The sequence below is a fragment of the Massilia sp. UYP11 genome (genome assembly GCF_050434805.1).
Lineage (GTDB): Bacteria > Pseudomonadota > Gammaproteobacteria > Burkholderiales > Burkholderiaceae_D > Telluria.
Window position 1 is genome coordinate 185,948 of sequence record NZ_JBNDJE010000004.1, and the last position, 19,435, is coordinate 205,382.

The 19,435-nt window shown below is 65.0% G+C and carries 17 protein-coding genes; 11 read left to right on the forward strand and 6 right to left on the reverse strand.

Translation table 11 applies throughout. The features are described 5' to 3' along the window. Nucleotides 1–63: 63 nt before the first annotated feature. The 4 genes from ABIB38_RS09690 to ABIB38_RS09705 are packed head-to-tail and all read left to right on the forward strand — an operon-like array spanning nucleotide 64 to nucleotide 4,283. Complete coding sequence (locus ABIB38_RS09690) at nucleotides 64–462, forward strand: c-type cytochrome (RefSeq protein WP_429203550.1); 399 nt, start codon at nucleotides 64–66, stop codon at nucleotides 460–462. Between the two features lie 10 nt (nucleotides 463–472). Beyond that, nucleotides 473–1,435: a cytochrome c oxidase subunit II gene (gene coxB / locus ABIB38_RS09695; RefSeq protein ID WP_429203551.1), complete on the forward strand. Its 963-nt coding sequence runs from the start codon at nucleotides 473–475 to the stop codon at nucleotides 1,433–1,435. After that, on the forward strand, nucleotides 1,432–3,954 hold the full coding sequence (gene ctaD / locus ABIB38_RS09700; protein WP_429203552.1) for a cytochrome c oxidase subunit I: 2,523 nt from the start codon (nucleotides 1,432–1,434) through the stop codon (nucleotides 3,952–3,954). The genes coxB and ctaD overlap by 4 nt, the downstream gene beginning before the upstream one ends. Nucleotides 3,955–3,956: 2 nt before the next feature. Continuing rightward, the gene (locus ABIB38_RS09705) at nucleotides 3,957–4,283 is read left to right on the forward strand and encodes a hypothetical protein (protein ID WP_429203553.1); all 327 of its coding nucleotides are present in this window, start codon (nucleotides 3,957–3,959) and stop codon (nucleotides 4,281–4,283) included. Between the two features lie 111 nt (nucleotides 4,284–4,394). Here ABIB38_RS09705 and ABIB38_RS09710 read toward each other — a convergent pair whose 3' ends face one another. The 3 genes from ABIB38_RS09710 to ABIB38_RS09720 are packed head-to-tail and all read right to left on the reverse strand — an operon-like array spanning nucleotide 4,395 to nucleotide 8,444. Next, nucleotides 4,395–5,711, reverse strand: a complete 1,317-nt coding sequence (locus ABIB38_RS09710) for a PQQ-dependent sugar dehydrogenase (RefSeq protein ID WP_429203554.1) — start codon at nucleotides 5,709–5,711, stop codon at nucleotides 4,395–4,397. Nucleotides 5,712–5,766: 55 nt separating this feature from the next. After that, nucleotides 5,767–7,050: an MFS transporter gene (locus ABIB38_RS09715; RefSeq protein WP_429203555.1), complete on the reverse strand. Its 1,284-nt coding sequence runs from the start codon at nucleotides 7,048–7,050 to the stop codon at nucleotides 5,767–5,769. Further along, nucleotides 7,050–8,444, reverse strand: a complete 1,395-nt coding sequence (locus ABIB38_RS09720; RefSeq protein WP_429203556.1) for a KamA family radical SAM protein — start codon at nucleotides 8,442–8,444, stop codon at nucleotides 7,050–7,052. Before ABIB38_RS09720 ends, ABIB38_RS09715 begins: the two co-directional genes overlap by 1 nt. Nucleotides 8,445–8,724: 280 nt before the next feature. On the opposite strand from ABIB38_RS09720, the gene ABIB38_RS09725 reads away from it, so the two are divergent. Together ABIB38_RS09725 and ABIB38_RS09730 are read left to right on the forward strand one after the other, a co-directional pair. After that, nucleotides 8,725–9,180, forward strand: coding sequence for a cache domain-containing protein (locus ABIB38_RS09725; protein WP_429203557.1), 456 nt, complete (start codon nucleotides 8,725–8,727; stop codon nucleotides 9,178–9,180). A gap of 63 nt (nucleotides 9,181–9,243) precedes the next feature. Next, entirely contained in the window at nucleotides 9,244–10,959 is a 1,716-nt protein-coding gene (locus ABIB38_RS09730; protein WP_429203558.1) for a methyl-accepting chemotaxis protein, read from the forward strand. Nucleotides 10,960–10,994: 35 nt separating this feature from the next. Here ABIB38_RS09730 and ABIB38_RS09735 read toward each other — a convergent pair whose 3' ends face one another. After that, nucleotides 10,995–11,564 (reverse strand): DNA-3-methyladenine glycosylase, encoded by a 570-nt coding sequence (locus ABIB38_RS09735; protein WP_429203559.1) that lies wholly within the window; start codon nucleotides 11,562–11,564, stop codon nucleotides 10,995–10,997. Between the two features lie 159 nt (nucleotides 11,565–11,723). On the opposite strand from ABIB38_RS09735, the gene ABIB38_RS09740 reads away from it, so the two are divergent. From ABIB38_RS09740 to ABIB38_RS09760, 5 genes are all read left to right on the forward strand, one after another. Then, nucleotides 11,724–12,581 carry an HDOD domain-containing protein gene (locus tag ABIB38_RS09740; RefSeq protein WP_429203560.1) on the forward strand — a complete coding sequence of 286 codons (858 nt, stop codon included), beginning with the start codon at nucleotides 11,724–11,726 and terminating at the stop codon, nucleotides 12,579–12,581. Between the two features lie 88 nt (nucleotides 12,582–12,669). Continuing rightward, nucleotides 12,670–13,854, forward strand: coding sequence for a tetratricopeptide repeat protein (locus ABIB38_RS09745; protein ID WP_429203561.1), 1,185 nt, complete (start codon nucleotides 12,670–12,672; stop codon nucleotides 13,852–13,854). 525 nt (nucleotides 13,855–14,379) lie between these two features. Further along, nucleotides 14,380–15,897, forward strand: coding sequence for a pilus assembly protein TadG-related protein (locus ABIB38_RS09750; RefSeq protein WP_429203562.1), 1,518 nt, complete (start codon nucleotides 14,380–14,382; stop codon nucleotides 15,895–15,897). After that, the gene (locus ABIB38_RS09755) at nucleotides 15,894–16,361 is read left to right on the forward strand and encodes a TadE/TadG family type IV pilus assembly protein (protein ID WP_429203563.1); all 468 of its coding nucleotides are present in this window, start codon (nucleotides 15,894–15,896) and stop codon (nucleotides 16,359–16,361) included. The genes ABIB38_RS09750 and ABIB38_RS09755 overlap by 4 nt, the downstream gene beginning before the upstream one ends. A 7-nt stretch (nucleotides 16,362–16,368) precedes the next feature. Then, the gene (locus tag ABIB38_RS09760) at nucleotides 16,369–16,950 is read left to right on the forward strand and encodes a TadE/TadG family type IV pilus assembly protein (RefSeq protein ID WP_429203564.1); all 582 of its coding nucleotides are present in this window, start codon (nucleotides 16,369–16,371) and stop codon (nucleotides 16,948–16,950) included. Between the two features lie 283 nt (nucleotides 16,951–17,233). Here the strand turns inward: ABIB38_RS09760 and ABIB38_RS09765 are convergent, their stop codons facing one another. Further along, nucleotides 17,234–17,728 (reverse strand): DNA-deoxyinosine glycosylase, encoded by a 495-nt coding sequence (locus tag ABIB38_RS09765; RefSeq protein WP_429203565.1) that lies wholly within the window; start codon nucleotides 17,726–17,728, stop codon nucleotides 17,234–17,236. 261 nt (nucleotides 17,729–17,989) lie between these two features. Next, nucleotides 17,990–19,261, reverse strand: coding sequence for a glucan 1,4-alpha-maltotetraohydrolase domain-containing protein (locus ABIB38_RS09770; protein ID WP_429203566.1), 1,272 nt, complete (start codon nucleotides 19,259–19,261; stop codon nucleotides 17,990–17,992). Nucleotides 19,262–19,435 lie beyond the last annotated feature (174 nt).

A 19,435-nucleotide genomic window follows, 5' to 3' on the forward strand; every position in this document is an offset into this window, starting at 1 on the left:
TAAAAAAATGACATCTGATTTCTTGTATTATAAAAGCCACAGCCTTTTTACGAAAAATCAACCGTGCGCAAGAATACCTGTCAAGACGGCCTCCCCCACCTGTTGCGCGCCGGCGCCATGCTGCTGTGCGCCGCGCTGGCGAGCGCCTGTGGCAGCCAGGACCAGCCCGGCCGCGTCGAAGGCGGCGATCCGGAGCGTGGCCGCCTGCTGACCCAGCAATACCAGTGCGCAGCCTGCCATTTCATTCCGGAAGTGCAGGGCACGAACGGCGACGCCGGCCCGTCGCTGCAAACCATGGGCCGCCTGAGCTATATCGCGGGCAGCATCCCGAACCAGCCCGAGAACATGGTTCGCTTCCTGCGCAACCCGCCCGCGGTCAAGCCCGGCACCCTGATGCCGGCGCTTGGCATTTCCGAAGAAGAGGCGCGCCACATGGCCGCCTTCATGTACACGTTGCGATGAAGCGGCTGAAATGAACGATCTGCAATCCGTCCTCCACCCGGCAGGCGCCGACGCCGCCATCATCCACCAGTTCACCTGGGTGCTGTTCGTCGGCGGCACGCTGATCTTCCTCGTCGTGATGGCCTTGCTGACGCTGGCCATGCGGCGCCAGGCGCGCCCGATCCGGCCCGCCGTCTGGATCTTCGGCGCCGGGATCGCCTTCCCGGTCGTGGTGCTCACCGCCCTTCTCGCCTGGAGCACCTGGCGCAGCGCGCAGCTGGCGCCGCAGACCTCGCACGGTGCGATGACGATCTCGGTCACCGGCAAGATGTGGTGGTGGGAAGTGCGCTACCGCGACCCGGCGACCAACCGCGAGATCATCAGCGCCAACGAAATCCATATCCCGGTCGGCGAGTCGGTCTACCTTGGCTTGAGCGCGTCCGACGTGATCCACAGCCTGTGGGTGCCGGCGCTGGCCGGCAAGCGCGACATGATCCCGGGCCGCGTCACCGGCCTGACCCTGCGCGCCGACAAGCCGGGCGTGTACCGCGGCCAGTGCGCCGAATACTGCGGCGAGCAGCACGCGCGCATGGCCTTCCACGTGATCGCCCTGCCGCGCCCCGAATTCGACGCCTGGCTGGCGCGCCAGGCGGCGCCAAGCCTGCCGGCCGACACCACGGTGCTGCAACGCGGCCGCGACGCCTTCCTGGCGCAGCAATGCCAGGCCTGCCACACGATCCGCGGCGTCACCGACGTGCCGCCGTTCTCGGAACAGGCCAGGATCGCCGACACCTCGCGCCTCGGGCCCGACCTGACCCACGTCGGCAGCCGCCGCGAGATCGCGGCCGGCACCTTGCGCAACCACCGCGGCACGCTGGCCGGCTGGATCGCCGACCCGCAAGCCATCAAGCCGGGCGTGTTCATGCCGCCTTCCCAAGACCTGGACGGCGAAACCCTGCGCGCACTGGCCACTTACCTCGAGCACCTGAAATGACGACGCGCGACGCTACCCTGAACGACGACACACTGCCCAACCCGCTGCCGCGCCCACCGCTGGAGCTGGCCCGCCTCGAAAAGATCTGGGAGACCCCCAGCGGCTGGCGCTTCTTCAAGTCGGTCAACAACACCAATATCGGCCTGCTGTACATCGGCACGGCGATCCTGTTCTTCATCCTGGCCGGCATCCTGGCCCTGATCATGCGGGTGCAGCTGGCGGTGCCGGACAACGACCTGGTGGCCGCCAATACCTACAACCAGATCTTCACGATGCACGGCACCGTGATGATGTTCCTGTTCGCGATCCCGATCGTCGAGGCGATCGCGGTCTACCTGTTGCCGAACATGCTGGGGGCGCGCGATCTGCCTTTCCCCCGATTGTCGGCCTACGCCTTCTGGGCCTATGCCTTCGGCGGCCTGGCCTTCTTCTGCACCCTGTTCTGGGGCCTGGCGCCGGACGGCGGCTGGTTCATGTATCCGCCGCTGACCAGCATAAAGTATTCGCCCGGCCTGAACGCCGACTTCTGGCTGCTGGGGATCGGCTTCATCGAGATCTCGGCGATCGCCGGCGCCATCGAGCTGATCGTCGGCATCCTGTTCACCCGCGCGCCGGGCATGACCCTGCGCCGCATGCCCGTCTACGCCTGGGCGATGCTGGTGGTGGGCGTGATGATCATCATCGCCTTCCCGGCCGTGATCGCCGGCACCACGCTGCTCGAACTCGAGCGCGCATTCGACATGCCGTTCTTCGATCCGGAGCGCGGCGGCGACCCGCTGATCTGGCAGCACCTGTTCTGGTTCTTCGGCCACCCCGAGGTCTACATCATCTTCCTGCCGGCGGCCGGCATGATCTCGACCATGATCCCGACCATCGCCCAGAACCGCCTGGTGGGACGGCGCGTGATCGTGGTGGCGCTGGTCGGCGTCGGCATCTTCAGCTTCGGCCTGTGGGCCCACCACATGTTCACCGCCGGCCTGGGCGTGCTCGAGATGAGCCTGATCTCGGCGGCCAGCATGGCGGTCGCGATCCCCACCGGCATCCAGGTGTTCGGCTGGATCGCCACATTATGGAGCGGGCGCATCAGGATGAATGCGCCGACTCTGTTCATGCTCGGCTTCATGTTCATCTTCGTGCTGGGCGGGCTGACCGGCGTGATGGTGGCCGTGGTCCCGTTCGACTGGCAGGTGCACGACACCTATTTCATCGTCGCCCACCTGCATTACGTGCTGATCGGCGGCATGGTGTTCCCGGTATTCGCCGCCATCTATTACTGGCTGCCGCTCGTCAACGGCAACCAGATGTCGGAGCGCTGGGCCAAGTGGATCTTCTGGCTGCTGTTCGGCGGCTTCAACCTCACGTTCTTCCCGATGCACATCACCGGCCTGTACGGCATGCCGCGGCGCGTCTATACCTACTCGCACGAGATGGGCTGGGACTGGCTCAATATGCTCTCGACCGTCGGCGCCTTCATGTTCGCCCTCGGCATCGTGGCCATGATCGTCGACGCCACCCGCACCCTGCGCCGCCCGGCCAAAGAAGTGGGCAATCCATGGAACGCGGCCACGCTCGAATGGCTGCCGTCCGAGGACTACGGCAACCGCAGCATCCCGATCGTCACGTCCGACGACCCGTTGTGGGACCAGCCGACCCTGTCGAAGGAAGTGGCGGAAGGCCGCCATTACCTGCCCAATACCGTCACCGGCCGCCGCGAGACGATCTCCACCAGCCCGGTCGCCGCGAAGCCCAACTACCTGATGATCCTGCCCGGCGACAGCTGGCTGACCGTGATCGGCGCCGCCGGCACGGCCGGCTTCTTCCTGCTGCTGACCGTGAAGGCGGTGGTGCCGGCCTTCATCTGCGGCTTCATCGCGATCGTCTGCATCATCAGCTGGCTGTGGGAATCGGACCGCAGCGTCAACATGACGCATGCGTCGATCGGCGGCGGCATCAAGCTGCCGATCGGCGCGGTCGGCACTGCCTCGCATTCGTGGTGGGGCACCTTCATCATGCTGATCGTGCTCTACGCGATCTTCTGGTCGTTCGCCTACACCTATATCCATACGTCGATGCGGCTCGAGATCTGCCCGCCGCCGGGCGCGTCGTTGCCCGATGGGATGTACACCATCGGCGCCGCCGCCCTGCTGCTGGCGGGGTCCGTCCTGGTCTGGTTCAGCGGCCGCCTGAAGGGCCACGGCATGGCCTGGACCACGCTTGCGGCGCTGGCCTGCACCACGGCCGCCTTCCTGCTCGACGTGCACAGCTGGCGCCTGGTGCACCTGGACTCTACCCGCGACGCGTGGAGCGCCTCGATCTCGATCATGCTCGGCTTCCAGGGCGTGATGGTGTTCGTGCTGCTGCTCGCGGCGCCCTACCTGTGCGTGCGCGCCTGGCGCGGCCTGGTCAAGCCGGAAAACCGCGCCACGCGCGACAACATCGCGCTGATCTGGCATTACGTGACCCTGCAGGGCATCACCGCCATGGTGGTGATCCGCGGCCTGCTGCTGGTGATGGATTGAATATGGACGACCGCTTCTTCCAGCGCGCCACGCGCGCCTCGCTTCCCCTCCTGATCTGGGCCGCGCACTTCGGCTTCAGCTATATCGTGGCCGCGGCCCAGTGCACGCCGGGCGCCTGGCGGCCCGAAGGGCCGAATCCCTGGCTGCTGGGCGGCGCCACGCTGCTGGCGCTGGCCGCCTGCGCATGGAGCGGCGCCGCCGGCGGCAAGCGACTGCGGCAGGGGTCGACCGAATTCGTGGATTACGTGGCCGCGGCCAGCTCCGTGCTGGCGTTCGTGGCAATCGCGTGGACCGGGATTCCAGTCCTGTTAGTGGCGGGTTGTGCGTAGGGTTGGCGGCTACGCCGCCGACGCGGTGATCGATCACGATCCCGGTTTCGCGCCGGGTGATCTTGACGCCAGCTATCACCGCGTCGGCGGCAAAGCCGCCAACCCTACGAATTAACCCGGCTCCGGCACCAGGCGCCAGATCACGTTGCCGACGTCGTCGGCCACCAGCACCGCGCCCTTGCGGTCGACCGCAACGCCCACCGGCCGGCCATGGGCCTCGCCATCCTGATTGACGAAACCGGTCAGCATTTCCACCGGCTTGCCCGCCGGCCGTCCATCCTTGAACGGCACGAACACCACGTTGTAGCCCGAACGCGGCTTGCGGTTCCAGGAGCCGTGGTTGCCGATGATGGCGCCGTTCCTGTACTGCGCCGGCAGCAGCGAGCCTTCGTAGAAGGCCAGGCCCAGCGCCGCCACGTGGGCGCCCAGCGCATAATCCGGCACGATCGCCTTTTCCACCAGGTCGGGACGCGGCGGCTTGACGCGCGTGTCGACGTTCTTGCCGAAGTAGCTGTACGGCCAGCCATAGAAGCCGCCATCCTTCACCGAGGTCAGGTAGTCCGGCACCAGGTCGCTGCCGATCAGGTCGCGCTCGTTCACCACGGTCCACAAGGCGCCGGTCTCGGGATTCCAGGCCATGCCGTTGGGATTACGCAGGCCCGACGCGAACACCCGCGTCTGGCCGCTGGCGACGTCGATCTCCAGGATCGCGGCCCGGTCCTTTTCCTCGTCCATGCCATTCTCGGCGACGTTGCTGTTCGAGCCCGTGGTCGCGTACAGCTTGCTGCCGTCCTTGCTGGCGATGATGTTCTTGGTCCAGTGGTGGTTCAGCGGACCGCCCGGCAGCGGCGCCACCTGCTGCGGTTTATCCAGGATCTCGGTCGCGCCCTCCTGGTACGGAAAGCGCACCACCGCGTCGGTATTGGCCACGTACAGCGTGTCGCCCACCAGCGCCATGCCGAACGGCGAATTCAGGTCTTTCAGGAACACGCGTTTCAGCTCGGCCACGCCGTCGCCGTCGGCGTCGCGCAGCAGGCTGATGCGGTTCGCGCTCGGCACGCCGGCGCCGGCGCGCGCCATCACCTTGCTCGTCACCCAGTTGCCGATGCCGCTCTTGGCGGGACGCTCCGGCGCGTTGGTCTCGGCCACCAGCACGTCGCCATTGGGCAGCACATACACCCAGCGCGGATGGTCGAGCGCCGTGGCGAAGGCGTTGACCGCCAGGCCCGGCGCCGCGACCGGCGCCGTGTTCGCCGGCCAGCTCCTGGCCGGGGCGATGTGGACGGTCGGAACCAGCGTCTTGTTCGGCTCCGTCAGGGTCGGCTGCGACCCCATGTCGGCGCCGGCCGGCAAGGTCGACTTGTCGCCGCAGGCGGCCAGCAGGAGCACGGCGGCGCCGGCGACCATGAACGGCAGTGGTTGATGCATGACTTCCCCCAAAAATAGAATGGGGGAAGTGTATATGACAACGCGACCGTGTATGTCACGGCTGAGAAGTCCCAAGGGCCGTGCGCCGGCGCGCGAAACGCCACAGGCCGGGCAGCTGGATCGCCACCAGCAGGGCAAAAGCGGCGCGGTAGGCTTCGGGCGGCGCGCGGCCGAGCAGGTCGGGCTCCCACAGGCCGATCACCAGCCCGAAGCCGGCCTGCACCAGGAAGGCGCCGATGAAGATCAAGAGGTTCAGGAAAGTCGCGGCGCGTCCCGTCAGTTCGCGCGGCATCGATTGCGCCACGATGGCGTACTCGATGCCGGTGATCGTGCCCACCAGCGTGAACATCACCGACAGCATCGCGAAGCTGGGCCGGTAACCGATGACCATGGCGGCCTGCACCAGCACGAAGAAGGTGATGCCGGCGGCCGCCACGTCGAGCGGCGGCATGCCGCGCCGCCCGGCCCATTCGGTGACCATGCCGACCGCGATCGCGCCGAACACCACCGCCGCCATCCCCAGGTAGAGCAGATAGGCGACCGCGGGCTCGGAATAGCGGCCGACGTCGAGCAGCCAGCGCCCGATCCACAGGCCCTGCACGCCGAAGAACACCGCATGCGGGATCAGCACCAGCGAGGCGACCGCGCGAAAGCTCGGCGCGCGCCAGACTTCGCGCAGGGCCGGCAACAGCGGGCCGCGCTGCGCGACCGCGCCGGTGGCCTTTGGATACAGCAGCGCGATCAGTAGGCCAGTGCAGGCCACCAGCGCCGCCAGCAGGCAGAACAGGCCGCGCCAGTCGGTGTATTCCAGCACGGCGCGCACCGGCATGGTGGCGCTGGCGGCGCCCATGCCGCCGACCGCGATCAGGTAGCCGTGCACCGACGGCAGCCGGTTCGGCGCGATCCAGGTGGAAATCGCCTTGACCGCCGCCATGAAGCAGCCGCCCAGGCCGCAGCCCATGATGGCGCGCGCCGCCAGCAGGCCATAAAAGCCGTCGCAATTCGCGAACAGGAGCGCGCCGCACGAGGCCAGCAGCAGCAGCACCACCTGCACCCGGCGCGGCCCGTAGCGGTCCAGCGCCATCCCCACCGGCAGCTGGACCAGGGCGAAGGCGAAGAAGAAGGCGCTGGTGAGCAGCCCGAGCTGGCCCGGCGTGAGCGCCAGCGCCCCCACCAGGTGCGAGGCCAGCACCGCGTTCACGTTGCGCAGCAGCGAAGACAGGAAGTGCCCCAGCGCGAACGGCAGGAACACGTAGACGAACACCCCCACGCCGGACAGGCGCAGGGGCGCCGCGCAAGCCACGGCGCCCGGCTGCATCATCGGCCCCGCGCCTGGCATCAGGCCGCGTCGGGCTGGGCTTCGCCGCGCTGGCCCATTGGCACCAGCGGGATCACGCGGCCGCCGGGTCCGCGCAGCGGACCGCCGCTTTCCATTTCGAAGAAGAAGCGGTCGCGCCCGAACGCGGGTTTCAAATGATCGAGCCAGGTGGCGTCGGGGTCGAACCTGGCGAAGAACGGGCGGCGCACCCACTCGGGATTGCGCGCCTGCAGGAACTGCAGCGCGAACAGCTTTTCGCCGTTGATGGTCACCACGCCGTCGATCACGACCTTGCCGGGGAAGGCGCTCATCGACGGCCCGCGCACGGTGCGCGACAGGCCCGAGACCATCGAATAGGCCTCCTGGAAGATCTCGTGGGCGCGCGCCAGCGGCAGCGAGAAGTAGTCGCGCGGGCCGGTGTCGCGCTCGACGAACATGTAATAGGGGATGGCGCCCAGGCGCACCCCGGTGGTCCACAGTTCGGCCCAGCTCTTCGGGTCTTCGTTGATGTGGCGGATCAGCGGGCCCTGCATGCGCAGGGTGGCGCCGGTGCCGACGATGCGCTTGACCGCCTGCTGGGCGATCGGCGCGCGCAGCTCGACCGCATGGTTGTAGTGGCCCATGATGGCCAGGTTCTTCCCGCTCGCCACCACCTTCTCGAACAGGCGCATCAGGTCGTCGCTGTCCTTGTCCGACACGAAGCGCTGCGGCCAATAGGCGACCGACTTGGTGCCGATGCGGATGTTCTGGATGTGGGCCAGCTCGGGGGCCAGCAGGGGTTCGAGGAACTCGCCGAGCGAGCGCGTATTCATGATCATCGGGTCGCCGCCGGTGATCAGGACGTCGGTCACGTCCGGATGCATCTTGAGGTAGCTCACCAGCTCGCCGCACTCGCGCGCGTCGAACTTCATCTCGTCCATGCCGACGAACTGCGGCCAGCGGAAGCAGAAGGTGCAGTAGGCGTGGCAGGTCTGGCCGGCGCTGGGGAAGAACAGCACGGTTTCCTTGTACTTGTGCTGCAGGCCCTTGAGCGGCGCGTCGTTCACGCGCGGGACGTTGTGCGTCATCTGGCCGGCCGGGTGCGGATTCATGCGCATGCGGATGTCGTGCACCAGGCGCGCGATCGCGGCGTCGTCCTTCTTGTACAGCACCAGATCGCGCAACTGCTCGTATTCGTGGGCCGGCAGCATGTCGCGGTGCGGGAAAGTCAGGCGGTAGATCGGATCGTCGGGCACGCGCTTCCAGTCGATCAGCTCATCCATCACATAGGCATTGGTGCGAAACGGCAGCACGTGCGATACCACCTGCACGGCTTCCTGCAGCTCGGGCGTGAGCCATTCCCATTGGCGCGCTGTAACGATGGACTGGCGAGTATATGGTTTGAACTTGGAAGGCGTCGATGCAGTCGTGGTCACGAGAATTCTCCAGTGAGATGACAGGCGGCAAGTTGCCGGTAAGCACTCATCTTAGGGAGCCTGTATGCAACTGGAATTGCCTTCCATCAACGTCATCGCTTCTCCGGCTCGCTTTAAAACAAACCTGTGATGTAGTCCGGCGAAGTGACGCAAGGACACAACGCGATGGGCTCGCGACCTCTGTCGTTGTGCGAACGCAATCCGGCGCCGTCGCGGCTCGGTACATTAGTCGTGCACTTGAGAAATATCCTACTGAACACACCCGAAAGGAAAGCCACCCATGAAGATGTTCGCTACCGCCGCCGCCCTCTGCCTGGGACTGGCCGCTCCCACCGCCTTTGCCAACGAACCGACCGAAAAGGACGCCATCGCGATGGCCGAGCGCGGCGCCGCTGTCATCAAGGCCAAGGGCAAGGCCGAGATGATGAGGCTCATCAACGCCAAGGATCCGAGCTTCGTCCAGGGCTCGCTGTATGTCGACCTGCGCGACGTCAAGACCGGCATCGTGCTGGCCCACCCGTACAACCCGTCGATCGTCGGCAAGGATCTGACCGACGTGCCGGATGCGAACGGAAAAAAATACCGGCGCGAGATCATCGAGCTGGCCGCCGCCAAGGGCAAGGGCTGGGTCGATTACCAGTACAAGAATCCGAGCACCGGCAAGATCGAGCCCAAGACCACGTATATCCTGCTGGTCGACGACGTGGTGCTCGAAGCCGGCATCTATAAGAAATAATTGCGGTTCGCGTCGCGTGGACGGCGCCGCCGTCCACGCTGCGCGCCTCTAGGAGTGACTCCCATGCTGAACAAACTGCGGATCGGCCAGAAACTGTTGCTGGCCCCGGGCCTCGTGCTCGTCCTGCTGACCCTGCTTTCGGCGGCCGCCTACTACGGCATGGTGCGCCAGAACGCGTCGCTCGAACACATGGTGCAGGTGCGCGCCGCGCGCCTGCAGGCGGTGGCCGACGTGGCCGGCGAGGCGCGCTTCGCGCATGCCAACGCCTACCAGTTCCTGGCCTGGGTCAATGGCAGCTTCGCCCAGAACCGGTTGGCCGCCCTGTCCGCCGATATCGGGCGCAGGCACGCCGCCATCGGCGAACAGCTGGACAAGTTCGCGCAGGCCGCCGAACAGCACGAGCGCGCGCCGATCGAGGCTTCGCAGGCGGCGCTGGCGCGCTACCGCAAGGCAGTCGGCGAGACGATCGAAATGGCGTCGGTCGACCAGTCGATCGCCACCAATTCGATGCAGAAGGCCGAGCAGCAGTTCGTCGCCCTCGACGCCGAACTGACGCGCCTGGCCCAGCTCGAGAAGAAGATGAGCGAGGCCGCCCACGCCGCCGCCAAGGCCGAGTTCCGCAGCCTGGGCTTGAGCATGGCCGGCCTGGTGCTGCTGTCGATCGGGCTGTCGCTGGCGGTGACGATGCTGGTGCGGCGCTCGATGCTGGGCGGGATCAATGCGATCGCGCGCACGGTCGGCGAACTGGCCGAGGGCCGGCTCGACGCGCCGCCCTTGCACGCGAAAGGCCGCGACGAGATCGACGACACCGCGCGCGCGCTGGACCACACCATCGCGCGCCTGAACGCCGCCCTGCACAGCGTGATGAACGCGGTGCGTTCGATCGACACGGCGTCGCAGGAAATCGCCAGCGGCAACCTCGACCTGTCGACCCGCACCGAGATGCAGGCCGGCTCGCTCGAGCAGACCGCCAGCACCATGGAAACCCTGACCACGGCGGTCAAGGACAATGCCAGCAATGCGCGCCAGGCGTCGGAGCTGGCGGCCGAAGCGGCGCAACTGGCATCGCGCGGTGGCCAGGCGGTGCAGCAGGCGGTGACGACGATGGAATCGATCCAGGCCAGCTCGCGCAAGATCGTCGAGATCATCGGCGTCATCGACGGCATCTCGTTCCAGACCAATATCCTGGCCCTGAACGCGGCGGTGGAAGCGGCGCGCGCCGGCGAACAGGGACGCGGCTTCGCGGTGGTGGCCTCCGAGGTGCGCACCCTGGCCCAGCGCTCGGCGGCGGCGGCCAAGGAGATCAAGGGCCTGATCGCCGATTCGGTGAACATCATCGAGCGCGGCAACGCCTCGGTCAGCGAGGCCGGCGCCAGCATGGGCGACATCGTGTCCTCGGTGCGCCAGGTGAACGACATCATCGGCCGCATCAGCATCGCCAGCACCGAGCAGGCCGACGGCATCGCCGAGGTCAATCGCGCGGTCGGGCAGATGGATGGCATGACGCAGCAGAACGCGGCCCTGGTCGAACAGGCCGCGGCGGCGGCCGAAAGCCTGCACGAGCAGACCGTGAACCTGGCCAAGGCGGTGGCGATCTTCCGCATTGCGCCAGACCTGGACGCCGACGCGGCGGGCGTCGAAACGCAACAGGAGACGATCGCGGAAGACGCGCCGGAATCGGGCTTCCAGGGCGTGGGCGAGCGGCGCGCCTCGGGCAGCGCGATGCGCGGCGGCCCGATGCGCGCCCTGCCCGCGGCGCCCGCGCGGCGGCGCGCCTGACGCGCGACCCGGCGCGGCCATTCCGCGCGCCGCGGCTAGCGGAACGGCCGGCTGACGAAACGCGAGCCGGCCAGCCCAAACCGCCAGGGCACGTCGACCGCCTTCGAGATGCCGATGCGCGGGCCGGCCACGAGCGGCAGGCTTGGTGCGGCCGGCAGCAGTTCGAATGGTTGCTGCGCCAACGCCATGCCGTCGTGCGCACGGTTCACGCCCAGCGCCTGGCACAGCTTGCCCGGCCCGGAACACAGCGAACGTGCGTCCAGCGCATCGCGCCGCGCGCGCATGCGATCCAGTCCCGCCACCGGTTCCAGCGCCCGGATCAGGACGCCGGCGCCGTGTCCAGGCTCCTGGCACACGAAGTTCAGGCACCAGTGGATGCCGTACGATCTGTAAACATAGGCATGCGCGGGCGGGCCGAACATCGACGCGTTGCGCTCGGTCGGCCCGGAATACGCGTGCGAGGCCGGGTCTTCGTGGTCATAGGCTTCCGTCTCGACGATCCGGCCGCCGACGCCGTCGACCAGCACCGTGACGCCGATCAGCTGCTGCGCCACGAGGTGCGCCGGCTTTGAGAAATCGATTCCTGCAATGGTTGAGATAGCCATGCGAAGATTCTAGCGTGGGACAGCATGACCCGCCGTTTTGGTGAAATTGATACAAGAACAGAGCAATGAAGGCATTGCCTTGCTGCAATAACTAAATGAGTCGGGTATAGTGACAGCGTCCTCCGTATTTCCGCGAAGCCTATCCGCGCCTCCACTTCCATGAACACCGTCGTCGAGCCCATTCCGCAGATCGACCAGGTCGATGCCCTGATCAAGTCGATCCGCATCCCGCCTCGGCCCAGCCTGCTCGCCGACCTGCAGCGCGAACTGACGGCGGAAGATCCTTCGCTGGATGCCATCGGCACGATCGTGGCGAGCGACGTCGGCATGTCCGGCGCCCTCCTGAAACTTGCCAATTCGTCGATCTATGGCGGCCGGCGCAAGGCCAAGTCGGTCGAGCAGGCCATCCTGTTCCTCGGCATTAACCAGGTGGCGGCGCTGATGACCGGCCTGCTGGCGCGCCGCGCGATTCCGGCCAACAGCGCGGCCCTGGCCAGCTTCTGGGACATCTCGACGCGCCGCGCGCAGGCGATGGTGTTCCTGTCGCGCCGCCTGCGCATGGGCGAGGCGGACGTGGCCCACACCTTCGGCCTGTTCTGCGATACCGGCGTGCCGCTATTGATGGAGCGCTTCAAGGATTACAACGTCACCTATGGCGCGGCCTCGCTCGAAGCGGTTCGTCCCTTCACCGCGCTCGAAGTAGAACGCCACGACACCAGCCACGCCGCCGTCGGCTGCCTGCTGGCGCGGAACTGGGGGCTGTCGGACCACGTGTCGTGGGCCATCCTGCACCACCACGATTACGCCGTGATCGACGACGCGTCGACGGCCTCGCCGGTGCGCTCGCTGGTGGCGCTGTCGCTGCTGGCCGAGAACGCGATCTGCCGCTACCAGGGCCACGCCGAATCGACCGAGTGGAACAAGGGCGGCGCCGCGGCCTGCGCCTACCTGGGCTTGTCGAGCGAGGAAACCGCCGAGATCCTCGACGAACTGCTGGAAGCCTTCCACGAAGACTGAAGCCTTTCACGAGGATTGAAGCCTTTTGACTTCTGCCTGACGCAAGCGGATACTGGAAAGTCACTACCCGCGCGTACAGGGAGGAGACATGAAGCGCCTCGTGACCGGACTGCTGTCGCTGTCCCTGCTGCTGGGCGGCTGCGCCAGCACCTCTCCCTCCCCTTCTTCCGTTCCGCCATCGGCGCTGTTCGCCGACGAGCGCTTCGCGCCGCCGTCCGAAGCGGTCGGCGCGCAGGACCTGTTCGCACTGAGCCCCGCGATGCGCGACTACCTGCACAGCGCCGCCTTCACCCAGCGCCTGCACGCCAAGGGCATGCGCCATGGCCTGGTGGACGCGCTGTACAGCAAGACCGACCTGAAGCTCGAATACGAGTCGCGCATCACGCGCACCGCCAGCGAAACCTACGAAGCGCGCATGGGCAACTGCCTGTCGCTGGTCATCATGACGGCCGCCTTCGCGAAGGAACTCGGGATGCCGGTGCGTTTCCAGAGCGTGGAGGTGGCCGACAGCTGGAGCCGCACCGCCGGCATCTACCTGTCGAGCGCCCACATCAACATCGGCCTGGGACAGCACGCGTCCGACGTCCTGCGCGGCCATGACCCCGACCGGGTGCTGGTGGTGGACTTCATCCCGCGCGAGCAAGCCGCGAGCCTGCGCACCCGCGAGCTGGACGAACAGGACGTCGTCGCCCTGTACCTGAACAACCGCGCCGCCGAAGCGCTGATACAGGGCCGCATCATCGATGCCTACTGGTGGGCGCGCGCGGCGGTGGCGGCGCGTCCCGGAACGGCGAGCACCCTCAATACCCTGGCCGTGATCTACCACCGTCACGGCGAGCTGGCGCTGGCCGAGCGCGCCTTCCAGGCCGCGCTGGCGCGCGAGCCCGAGAACCTGTCGGTGCTGCGTAACCTGGAGCTGCTGCTGCTGGCGCTGGGCCGGCCGCTGGAAGCGCAGGCGCTGGCCAGGCGGATCGCCTCGATCGAGCCGACCCCGCCGTATCACTACTTCGACCTGGGCATGGCGGCGCTCGAGGCCGGCGACTTCGACGCGGCCGTGGCGCACTTCGGGCGCGAGGTGAAACGCTCGCCGTACAACGACGAGTTCAGGTTCTGGCTGGGGATCGCGCACTTCAAGCTCGGGCATATGGGCGATGCGCGCGAGCATATCGCGCTGGCGGTCGATCACAGCACGCGCGGGGATATGCGCGAGGTGTATTCGGCCAAGCTGGCGCATTTGCGCAAGGTGGCGGGGACGGGGACACGGTTTCGTTAACAGCGTCCGATTCACGGACTACACGTTACTGTTCCTCCCACAGTGGATTCCAGCCGGCTCATCCAAGTGCCCAGGAACGGCTGACGAACAGCGTCGTGGTCTATCGACCGCAACAGCTGCGCGCCGCCTCGAACCGATTTGGCCGCCACAGGATGCCTCGCCTTATTGCAGCACCACCGCTTCCCATTCGTCGAACGCCGGGTCGGCCGCGGCATGCGCGAGCCATCGCTCTTCCCGCTGCCGTATGACGCTTGGCCGATCCGCCCGGCCGTGATAGTACCGGGCATTCAGCTTCAGGATGATGGGCGCGCGTGTCGCTCGACGTTGCCGCCAACTCGCCCGCTCGAACCAACGAGCTTGGAAGCAGGAAAATGATGGGATAGCGCTAAATGTGGATCAATGAAGGAGCACTGCCTCCCTGCTGCGTGAGTCGGAAAGGCTGCGAATTCTCAACGTTTCCCACGGCCCCCTTCCTAGAATGAACCTATGGCGCACAGCGTGTGACGCGACTAGACGGGAGAGAACATGGCGCCGCTGGCTGAAAGAATTGTCCGTCATCTCGCCAGGCCGACTGGCACCTTCGGCGGCGCACTTCAGGGCCGTCCCCGATATCGGCCACACCAGGGGGGGGCTTTTGCCGTGATGTCCGTGCCAGCCATGCTGGTCATGCTGGCCATGTGTGGGCTGGCAATCGATATCGGAATGATCTACAACCGGAAGGTCGAGCTTCATGGGATTGCCAAGACGGTTGCGCTCGCAGCGGTACGGGAGCTGGACGGCACCGCGGACGGCATCACCAGGGCATTAGGTGCAGGAAGGACTGCCGCGAGCGCTCATACCTACCGTTACGGTGTGGCCATTCCATGGCTGGACAGCGCAATTTCGTTCAGTACTACACCAGGGCCGGGTGCAGAATGGATAAGCGACGCCACCGCAAGGTCGCGGCCGGCCGCAGTCTTCTACGTCAAGGTCGACACCTCAGCACTGGATAGTGCCGTAGGAACAGTGGGAACCATTTTTATGCCGGTCATTTACGGCGCTATCGGATCGGGTGAGGTTAGTGACAAAGCGGTTGCGGGACGATCCGCACTCAACGTCACCCCTTTCGCGGTATGCGCCATGTCGGCGGTTCCTGGCGCTGGACGTACGAATTCCACTGGTAATAGTGAGCTGGTCGAGTACGGGTTTCGGCGAGGTGTCACCTACGATCTGATGGCACTGAATCCAAACGGCACGACTCCTGTTAACTTCGTGGTAGATCCCGTCTCTCCGCCAGGAGGACTGGGCGCTACCGACAACACCAGCGCTGGCACAGTCGCACCCTTCATCTGCACCGGTCGCATGTGGACACCGCGCGTGACGGGAGGGGCCATCAGGGTTACCTCTCCGTTTCCAATCGGTTCGCTCTACCAGCACCTCAACTCGCGCTTTGACGACTACAGCGGCGGCAGCTGCAATCCGCATGGCGCCCCGCCTGACTTCAACATCAAAGCTTACGCCTATGATGTCACGAACGGCATTCCGTGGATGAATCCCAAGCCGACATCGCACAGCGCCGCGCCCCAGGTCGACGGAGCCAGACTTCAAACGGTCGCCGATTCCTCGAGCGCTCCTGCCAGTGCCGGCATGTACGGCCCTCTCTGGTCTTATGCACGGGCAGTGAAATTCTCTACATACAGGGAAGGGGTTGCCGAGCCAACCGGAGGGTACCCACGCTTTGCAACGTCAGACTGGTCAAAACTTTATCCGTCCGGGCCGAGCGCAACATCCTACCCTTCCTCCAATCCATATTTCGCAACCTCAGGAAATATGTACTTGGCGCCGCGCTCGACGCATCTATCAATTTCGGAGCAGAACCGACGTGTACTACATATCCCCTTACTGTCGTGCCCTGTCTCTGCGGGCACCAACGTTGGCGCCACTGCCTTAGCTGTCGGCAAATTTTTTATGACGGTCCCAGCAACACCTACCAGCTTGTTTGCCGAATTTGTGGGGATCGCACACGAGTCCACTATTCCTGGCCAGGTAACACTCTATCCATGAAGCCGATTCCCCACTCCCTCAAGCAGCAACGTGGTGCAGCCGCTGTCGAGCTAGCATTCATTCTTCCGATATTGGTGCTGCTGATCTTCGTCCCACTTACCTTGGGCCGCCTGTTCTGGGCTTATACGGTCACGCAAAAGGCAGCTCAGGACACTGCTCGATACATGTCCACGATCTCGGCGCAGGAGATGCGCGACCAACCTCTTGCCACGGCCGCGGCCAACGTCGGTCGCACCATCGTAAATGAGGAACTGGCAGACCTGAGGTGGGGCTCGTCCACGCGGGCCGTTGAAATTCTCTGCAACAACGTCAGCTGCAGCAGCGGCGTTGGTTCTCGCCCCCTGCCCTCGACAGTCAAGGTTGTTGTCCAGGTCGACTTCCTCGACCCAACAGGGTTCTTCAATCTGGGCCGGTATGGAATTCCCCTACAGGCAGTAGCGGAGATGCGTTATGTCGGCAACTAGAGCGGCCATGGCTAGGAGATTGGGTCACCGGCATCAACGTGGCGTGGCAGCGATCGAGGTGGCCTTGCTTGCCCTCGTGTTCTTCATGGTCGTCTTCGGCGTCATTGAAACTGCCCGAATGATGTATGTCTTTAACACCGTCCAGGAATCGACCAGGCGAGCAGCCAGCGCAGCCAGTTTGGTGAGCCATCGGGATACTGCCGCTCTAAATCGCATTCGCCAGAACGCGGTCTTCAGGACCTCGCCCGGGTCCCTCGTTTTCGGGGCTCCCGTGTCAGACCAGAGTGTCCGGATCGACTACATGGCGCTGGTCAGAGATGGCAGCAGCCTCACCCTGACTGAGATTCCAGAAGGTTCACTACCGACATGTCCTCGAGAGAACCGGCGGGTTTGCATGAACAATCCAAACGCAGCTAACTGCATCCGCTTCGTGCGCGCCAGGATCTGCGAAGGAGGAACCAACTGCAGTCCGGTCCGTTATACACCCATCATTCCCCTCTTATCACTGACAGTCGACATCCCACGGTCGACAACCATACACGTCGTTGAGTCTTTCGGCTCCATGCCGGAAGGGACCCCCTGCCTGTGAACCCGCTGAGCAGACCCCAGGCAAGCAAAGCCGTGCTGAGCCTGACTATCGATCCATGCGCGCCTCCGGCTTGCGTTTGGCGTCCTGCCCAATGACGCCGTGGAGCGCTTCATCCCCATCCTCCACGCTCACTCGGGAAAGCATCGATGGATCGAGGCCAGGGTGGCAGCAACGGCTGCAGCCCCGATGGTACGCGGCGATTGGTGCCAGCGCTTCGCTCGCTTCGATCGCTATCCGGATCACCCGTGCGCGGGCAACAATCGGATCAGTCGGTCCGAGAACCTCAATCTCGCGGCGACCATTGTGGCTCTACGATCTTCTTCCAGACGGCCAGCTTATCTTCAAAAGACATATGAGCGTAGGCTGGCGATGACGAGGGCAATGCAAGGGTCTCGAACCCTGCCGCGCTGAAGCGTTGCTCGGATTTGCCGGAGGTCTTACCGTTGAAGCAGACGCGGAAAAGATGAGGACTGTGCCGTAGCAGAACGCTGAATTCGTTGGCCTGTGCCTGGCGAATGGCAGCGTCCAGGCTTCCTTCGCGTTTGCAGGCAGCGATGGTGTCCCACAAGCCGATTTGGTGAGCGAGCAAGCGAGTCAATCGCTCGTCGTAATCCATCTCCGCAAGAGGCTCGTTTGTCACGGCAGACAAAAGGCGCCAGAACTGATTCCTTGGATGTGCATAGTATCGCTTTGCCGAAAGCGAAGCCTCCCCAGGAAAACTTCCAAGAATAACAATACGGGTTTGCTGATTAAGAACGGGAGGCAAGCCAACTAGCATAGGGACGACTTCGCTTGTAGTAAGTTAAACGTAGCGACGTGCGAAATGAACACTTCGTCTCCAGATTCTAACTGTATAGATGAGTCAGAGCGCGACTGCGCGCGGCTTCCAGGTCGGTTTGACATCCACACCGGACAAACCTCGTCGCGCATCACCACGGGGGCGCAATATTGCCCCGTTGGCTTCCACGGCTAGCGCCCGATCGCATCGCGCACGCTCGATCCGGCCGCCATGGACGGCAGCCGGTGACGGCAAGCGGCGTTACTTGATCCAGACCGCGTAATTACTCCCCGACGTCTGCAGCGTCCACCCGCTGCCCGCAGGGCTCCAGCTGTTCGGCCCGATCTTCATCGCCAGCTGGCGCGTATTGCCGCTGATGATCGCCGCATACAGGCCCTGGGTCGCCTGCTGGATCGCCACCGGCGACGTCGAATGCACGCCCGCATTGCGGCGCGCCGCCATCAGCGCCGAAATCGGCGTCTTCAGGTTCCAGTTATAGATGTGCGGGTAGTACACGGTCGGGATGCCCGGATGGCTCAGCACATAGGCATACCCTTCCATCACCGAGCCGCACGGCACCGACCAGTAGTTCTGGCCGTTGCCGCAGCTTTCGGACGGACCGGTGTCGTGGTTGTCGACGAAGGTCACCGACATCGCCGGCCACCAGCCGAGCGCGCCCTGCGGCTTGCCGGACGCATCGCGCAGGCGCCAGTAGTTGCCGTTGGCGAGCGCATCGTTGAGCAGGCCCTTGGTGGTGAAATCGAAGGCGCCGCAGCTGTTGCCCGTGCCGTTAATCCAGTTCATGATTTCCTGGCGGTGGGCGTCGATATTGTTCAGGTTCATGTCGTTCCACAGCTCGCCGACGCAGAATTCGGCGCCGAAGGCATTGGCGTACTGGCCGGCATAGCTCGGGCTGAAGCCGCGCACGTAGTCGATCCGCATGCCGCTGAAGCCCACCGGCTTGAGCGTGTAATTGAGCCAGTTGATGATCCCGTTCTGGACTTCGCCCACGTTGCGGTGGTCGAGGTCGCGGCCGCCGTCGAAGCCGAGGGCGGTGTCGGGATTGCCCAGGCCGCAGTTGCATTCGTCGTTATTGACGATCGTGTGCAGGGTCCAGTTGGGATTGGTGAAATCCGACCAGTTGGTGGTGCCGACGCGGTGGTTGACCACGATGTCGGCCACCGCCCTGATGCCGTTGTTGGTGAAGGCGCGCACCACGTTGGTCAGCTCGGCCGAGCTGCCATAGCTCGAATTGAGCACATTGAGCTGGCGCGGCAGGTAGCCCTGGGAGGCGGCGGAATCGGACGCCGGCGGGAACCAGACGTGGGTAAAGCCCATCGTCTTCAGGTCGCCCACGTTGCCCTGCAAGGTGTTGTACCAGTTCGGGCTGCGGTAGCCCGACGAGTTCCAGTGGAAGCCCTGCAGCAGGACGGCCTGGCTGTTGCCGGACTGGGCCGGCGGGGTGGCGGCGCCGGCGCCGGCGCAGACGGCCAGGGCGCTCGCCGCCAGCATGGCGATGATGCTCTTCTTCATTATTTGTCTCCTCCAATTTTTTTCGGTTGGAATGGGTTCCTTCAAAAATCATCGTCCTGTCACGCTCATCAAGAGCGACGCATCAGGTAGATAAACTACCTTTCTGTTCCAAGAATCGCTCTTCCGACGAGGCTGACAGCGTGAGTCTCTGCCCGGCCCGTAAACGTGTCAATT

Excerpts from the sequence above, each read along its gene's own strand:
- coxB (WP_429203551.1), top strand. The coding sequence starts at position 473 with ATGAACGATCTGCAATCCGTCCTCCACCCGGCAGGCGCCGACGCCGCC.
- ctaD (WP_429203552.1), top strand. The coding sequence starts at position 1,432 with ATGACGACGCGCGACGCTACCCTGAACGACGACACACTGCCCAACCCG.
- ABIB38_RS09705 (WP_429203553.1), top strand. The coding sequence starts at position 3,957 with ATGGACGACCGCTTCTTCCAGCGCGCCACGCGCGCCTCGCTTCCCCTC.
- ABIB38_RS09710 (WP_429203554.1), bottom strand. The coding sequence starts at position 5,711 with ATGCATCAACCACTGCCGTTCATGGTCGCCGGCGCCGCCGTGCTCCTG.
- ABIB38_RS09715 (WP_429203555.1), bottom strand. The coding sequence starts at position 7,050 with ATGCCAGGCGCGGGGCCGATGATGCAGCCGGGCGCCGTGGCTTGCGCG.
- ABIB38_RS09725 (WP_429203557.1), top strand. The coding sequence starts at position 8,725 with ATGAAGATGTTCGCTACCGCCGCCGCCCTCTGCCTGGGACTGGCCGCT.
- ABIB38_RS09730 (WP_429203558.1), top strand. The coding sequence starts at position 9,244 with ATGCTGAACAAACTGCGGATCGGCCAGAAACTGTTGCTGGCCCCGGGC.
- ABIB38_RS09735 (WP_429203559.1), bottom strand. The coding sequence starts at position 11,564 with ATGGCTATCTCAACCATTGCAGGAATCGATTTCTCAAAGCCGGCGCAC.
- ABIB38_RS09740 (WP_429203560.1), top strand. The coding sequence starts at position 11,724 with ATGAACACCGTCGTCGAGCCCATTCCGCAGATCGACCAGGTCGATGCC.
- ABIB38_RS09745 (WP_429203561.1), top strand. The coding sequence starts at position 12,670 with ATGAAGCGCCTCGTGACCGGACTGCTGTCGCTGTCCCTGCTGCTGGGC.
- ABIB38_RS09750 (WP_429203562.1), top strand. The coding sequence starts at position 14,380 with ATGGCGCCGCTGGCTGAAAGAATTGTCCGTCATCTCGCCAGGCCGACT.
- ABIB38_RS09755 (WP_429203563.1), top strand. The coding sequence starts at position 15,894 with ATGAAGCCGATTCCCCACTCCCTCAAGCAGCAACGTGGTGCAGCCGCT.
- ABIB38_RS09760 (WP_429203564.1), top strand. The coding sequence starts at position 16,369 with ATGGCTAGGAGATTGGGTCACCGGCATCAACGTGGCGTGGCAGCGATC.
- ABIB38_RS09765 (WP_429203565.1), bottom strand. The coding sequence starts at position 17,728 with ATGCTAGTTGGCTTGCCTCCCGTTCTTAATCAGCAAACCCGTATTGTT.
- ABIB38_RS09770 (WP_429203566.1), bottom strand. The coding sequence starts at position 19,261 with ATGAAGAAGAGCATCATCGCCATGCTGGCGGCGAGCGCCCTGGCCGTC.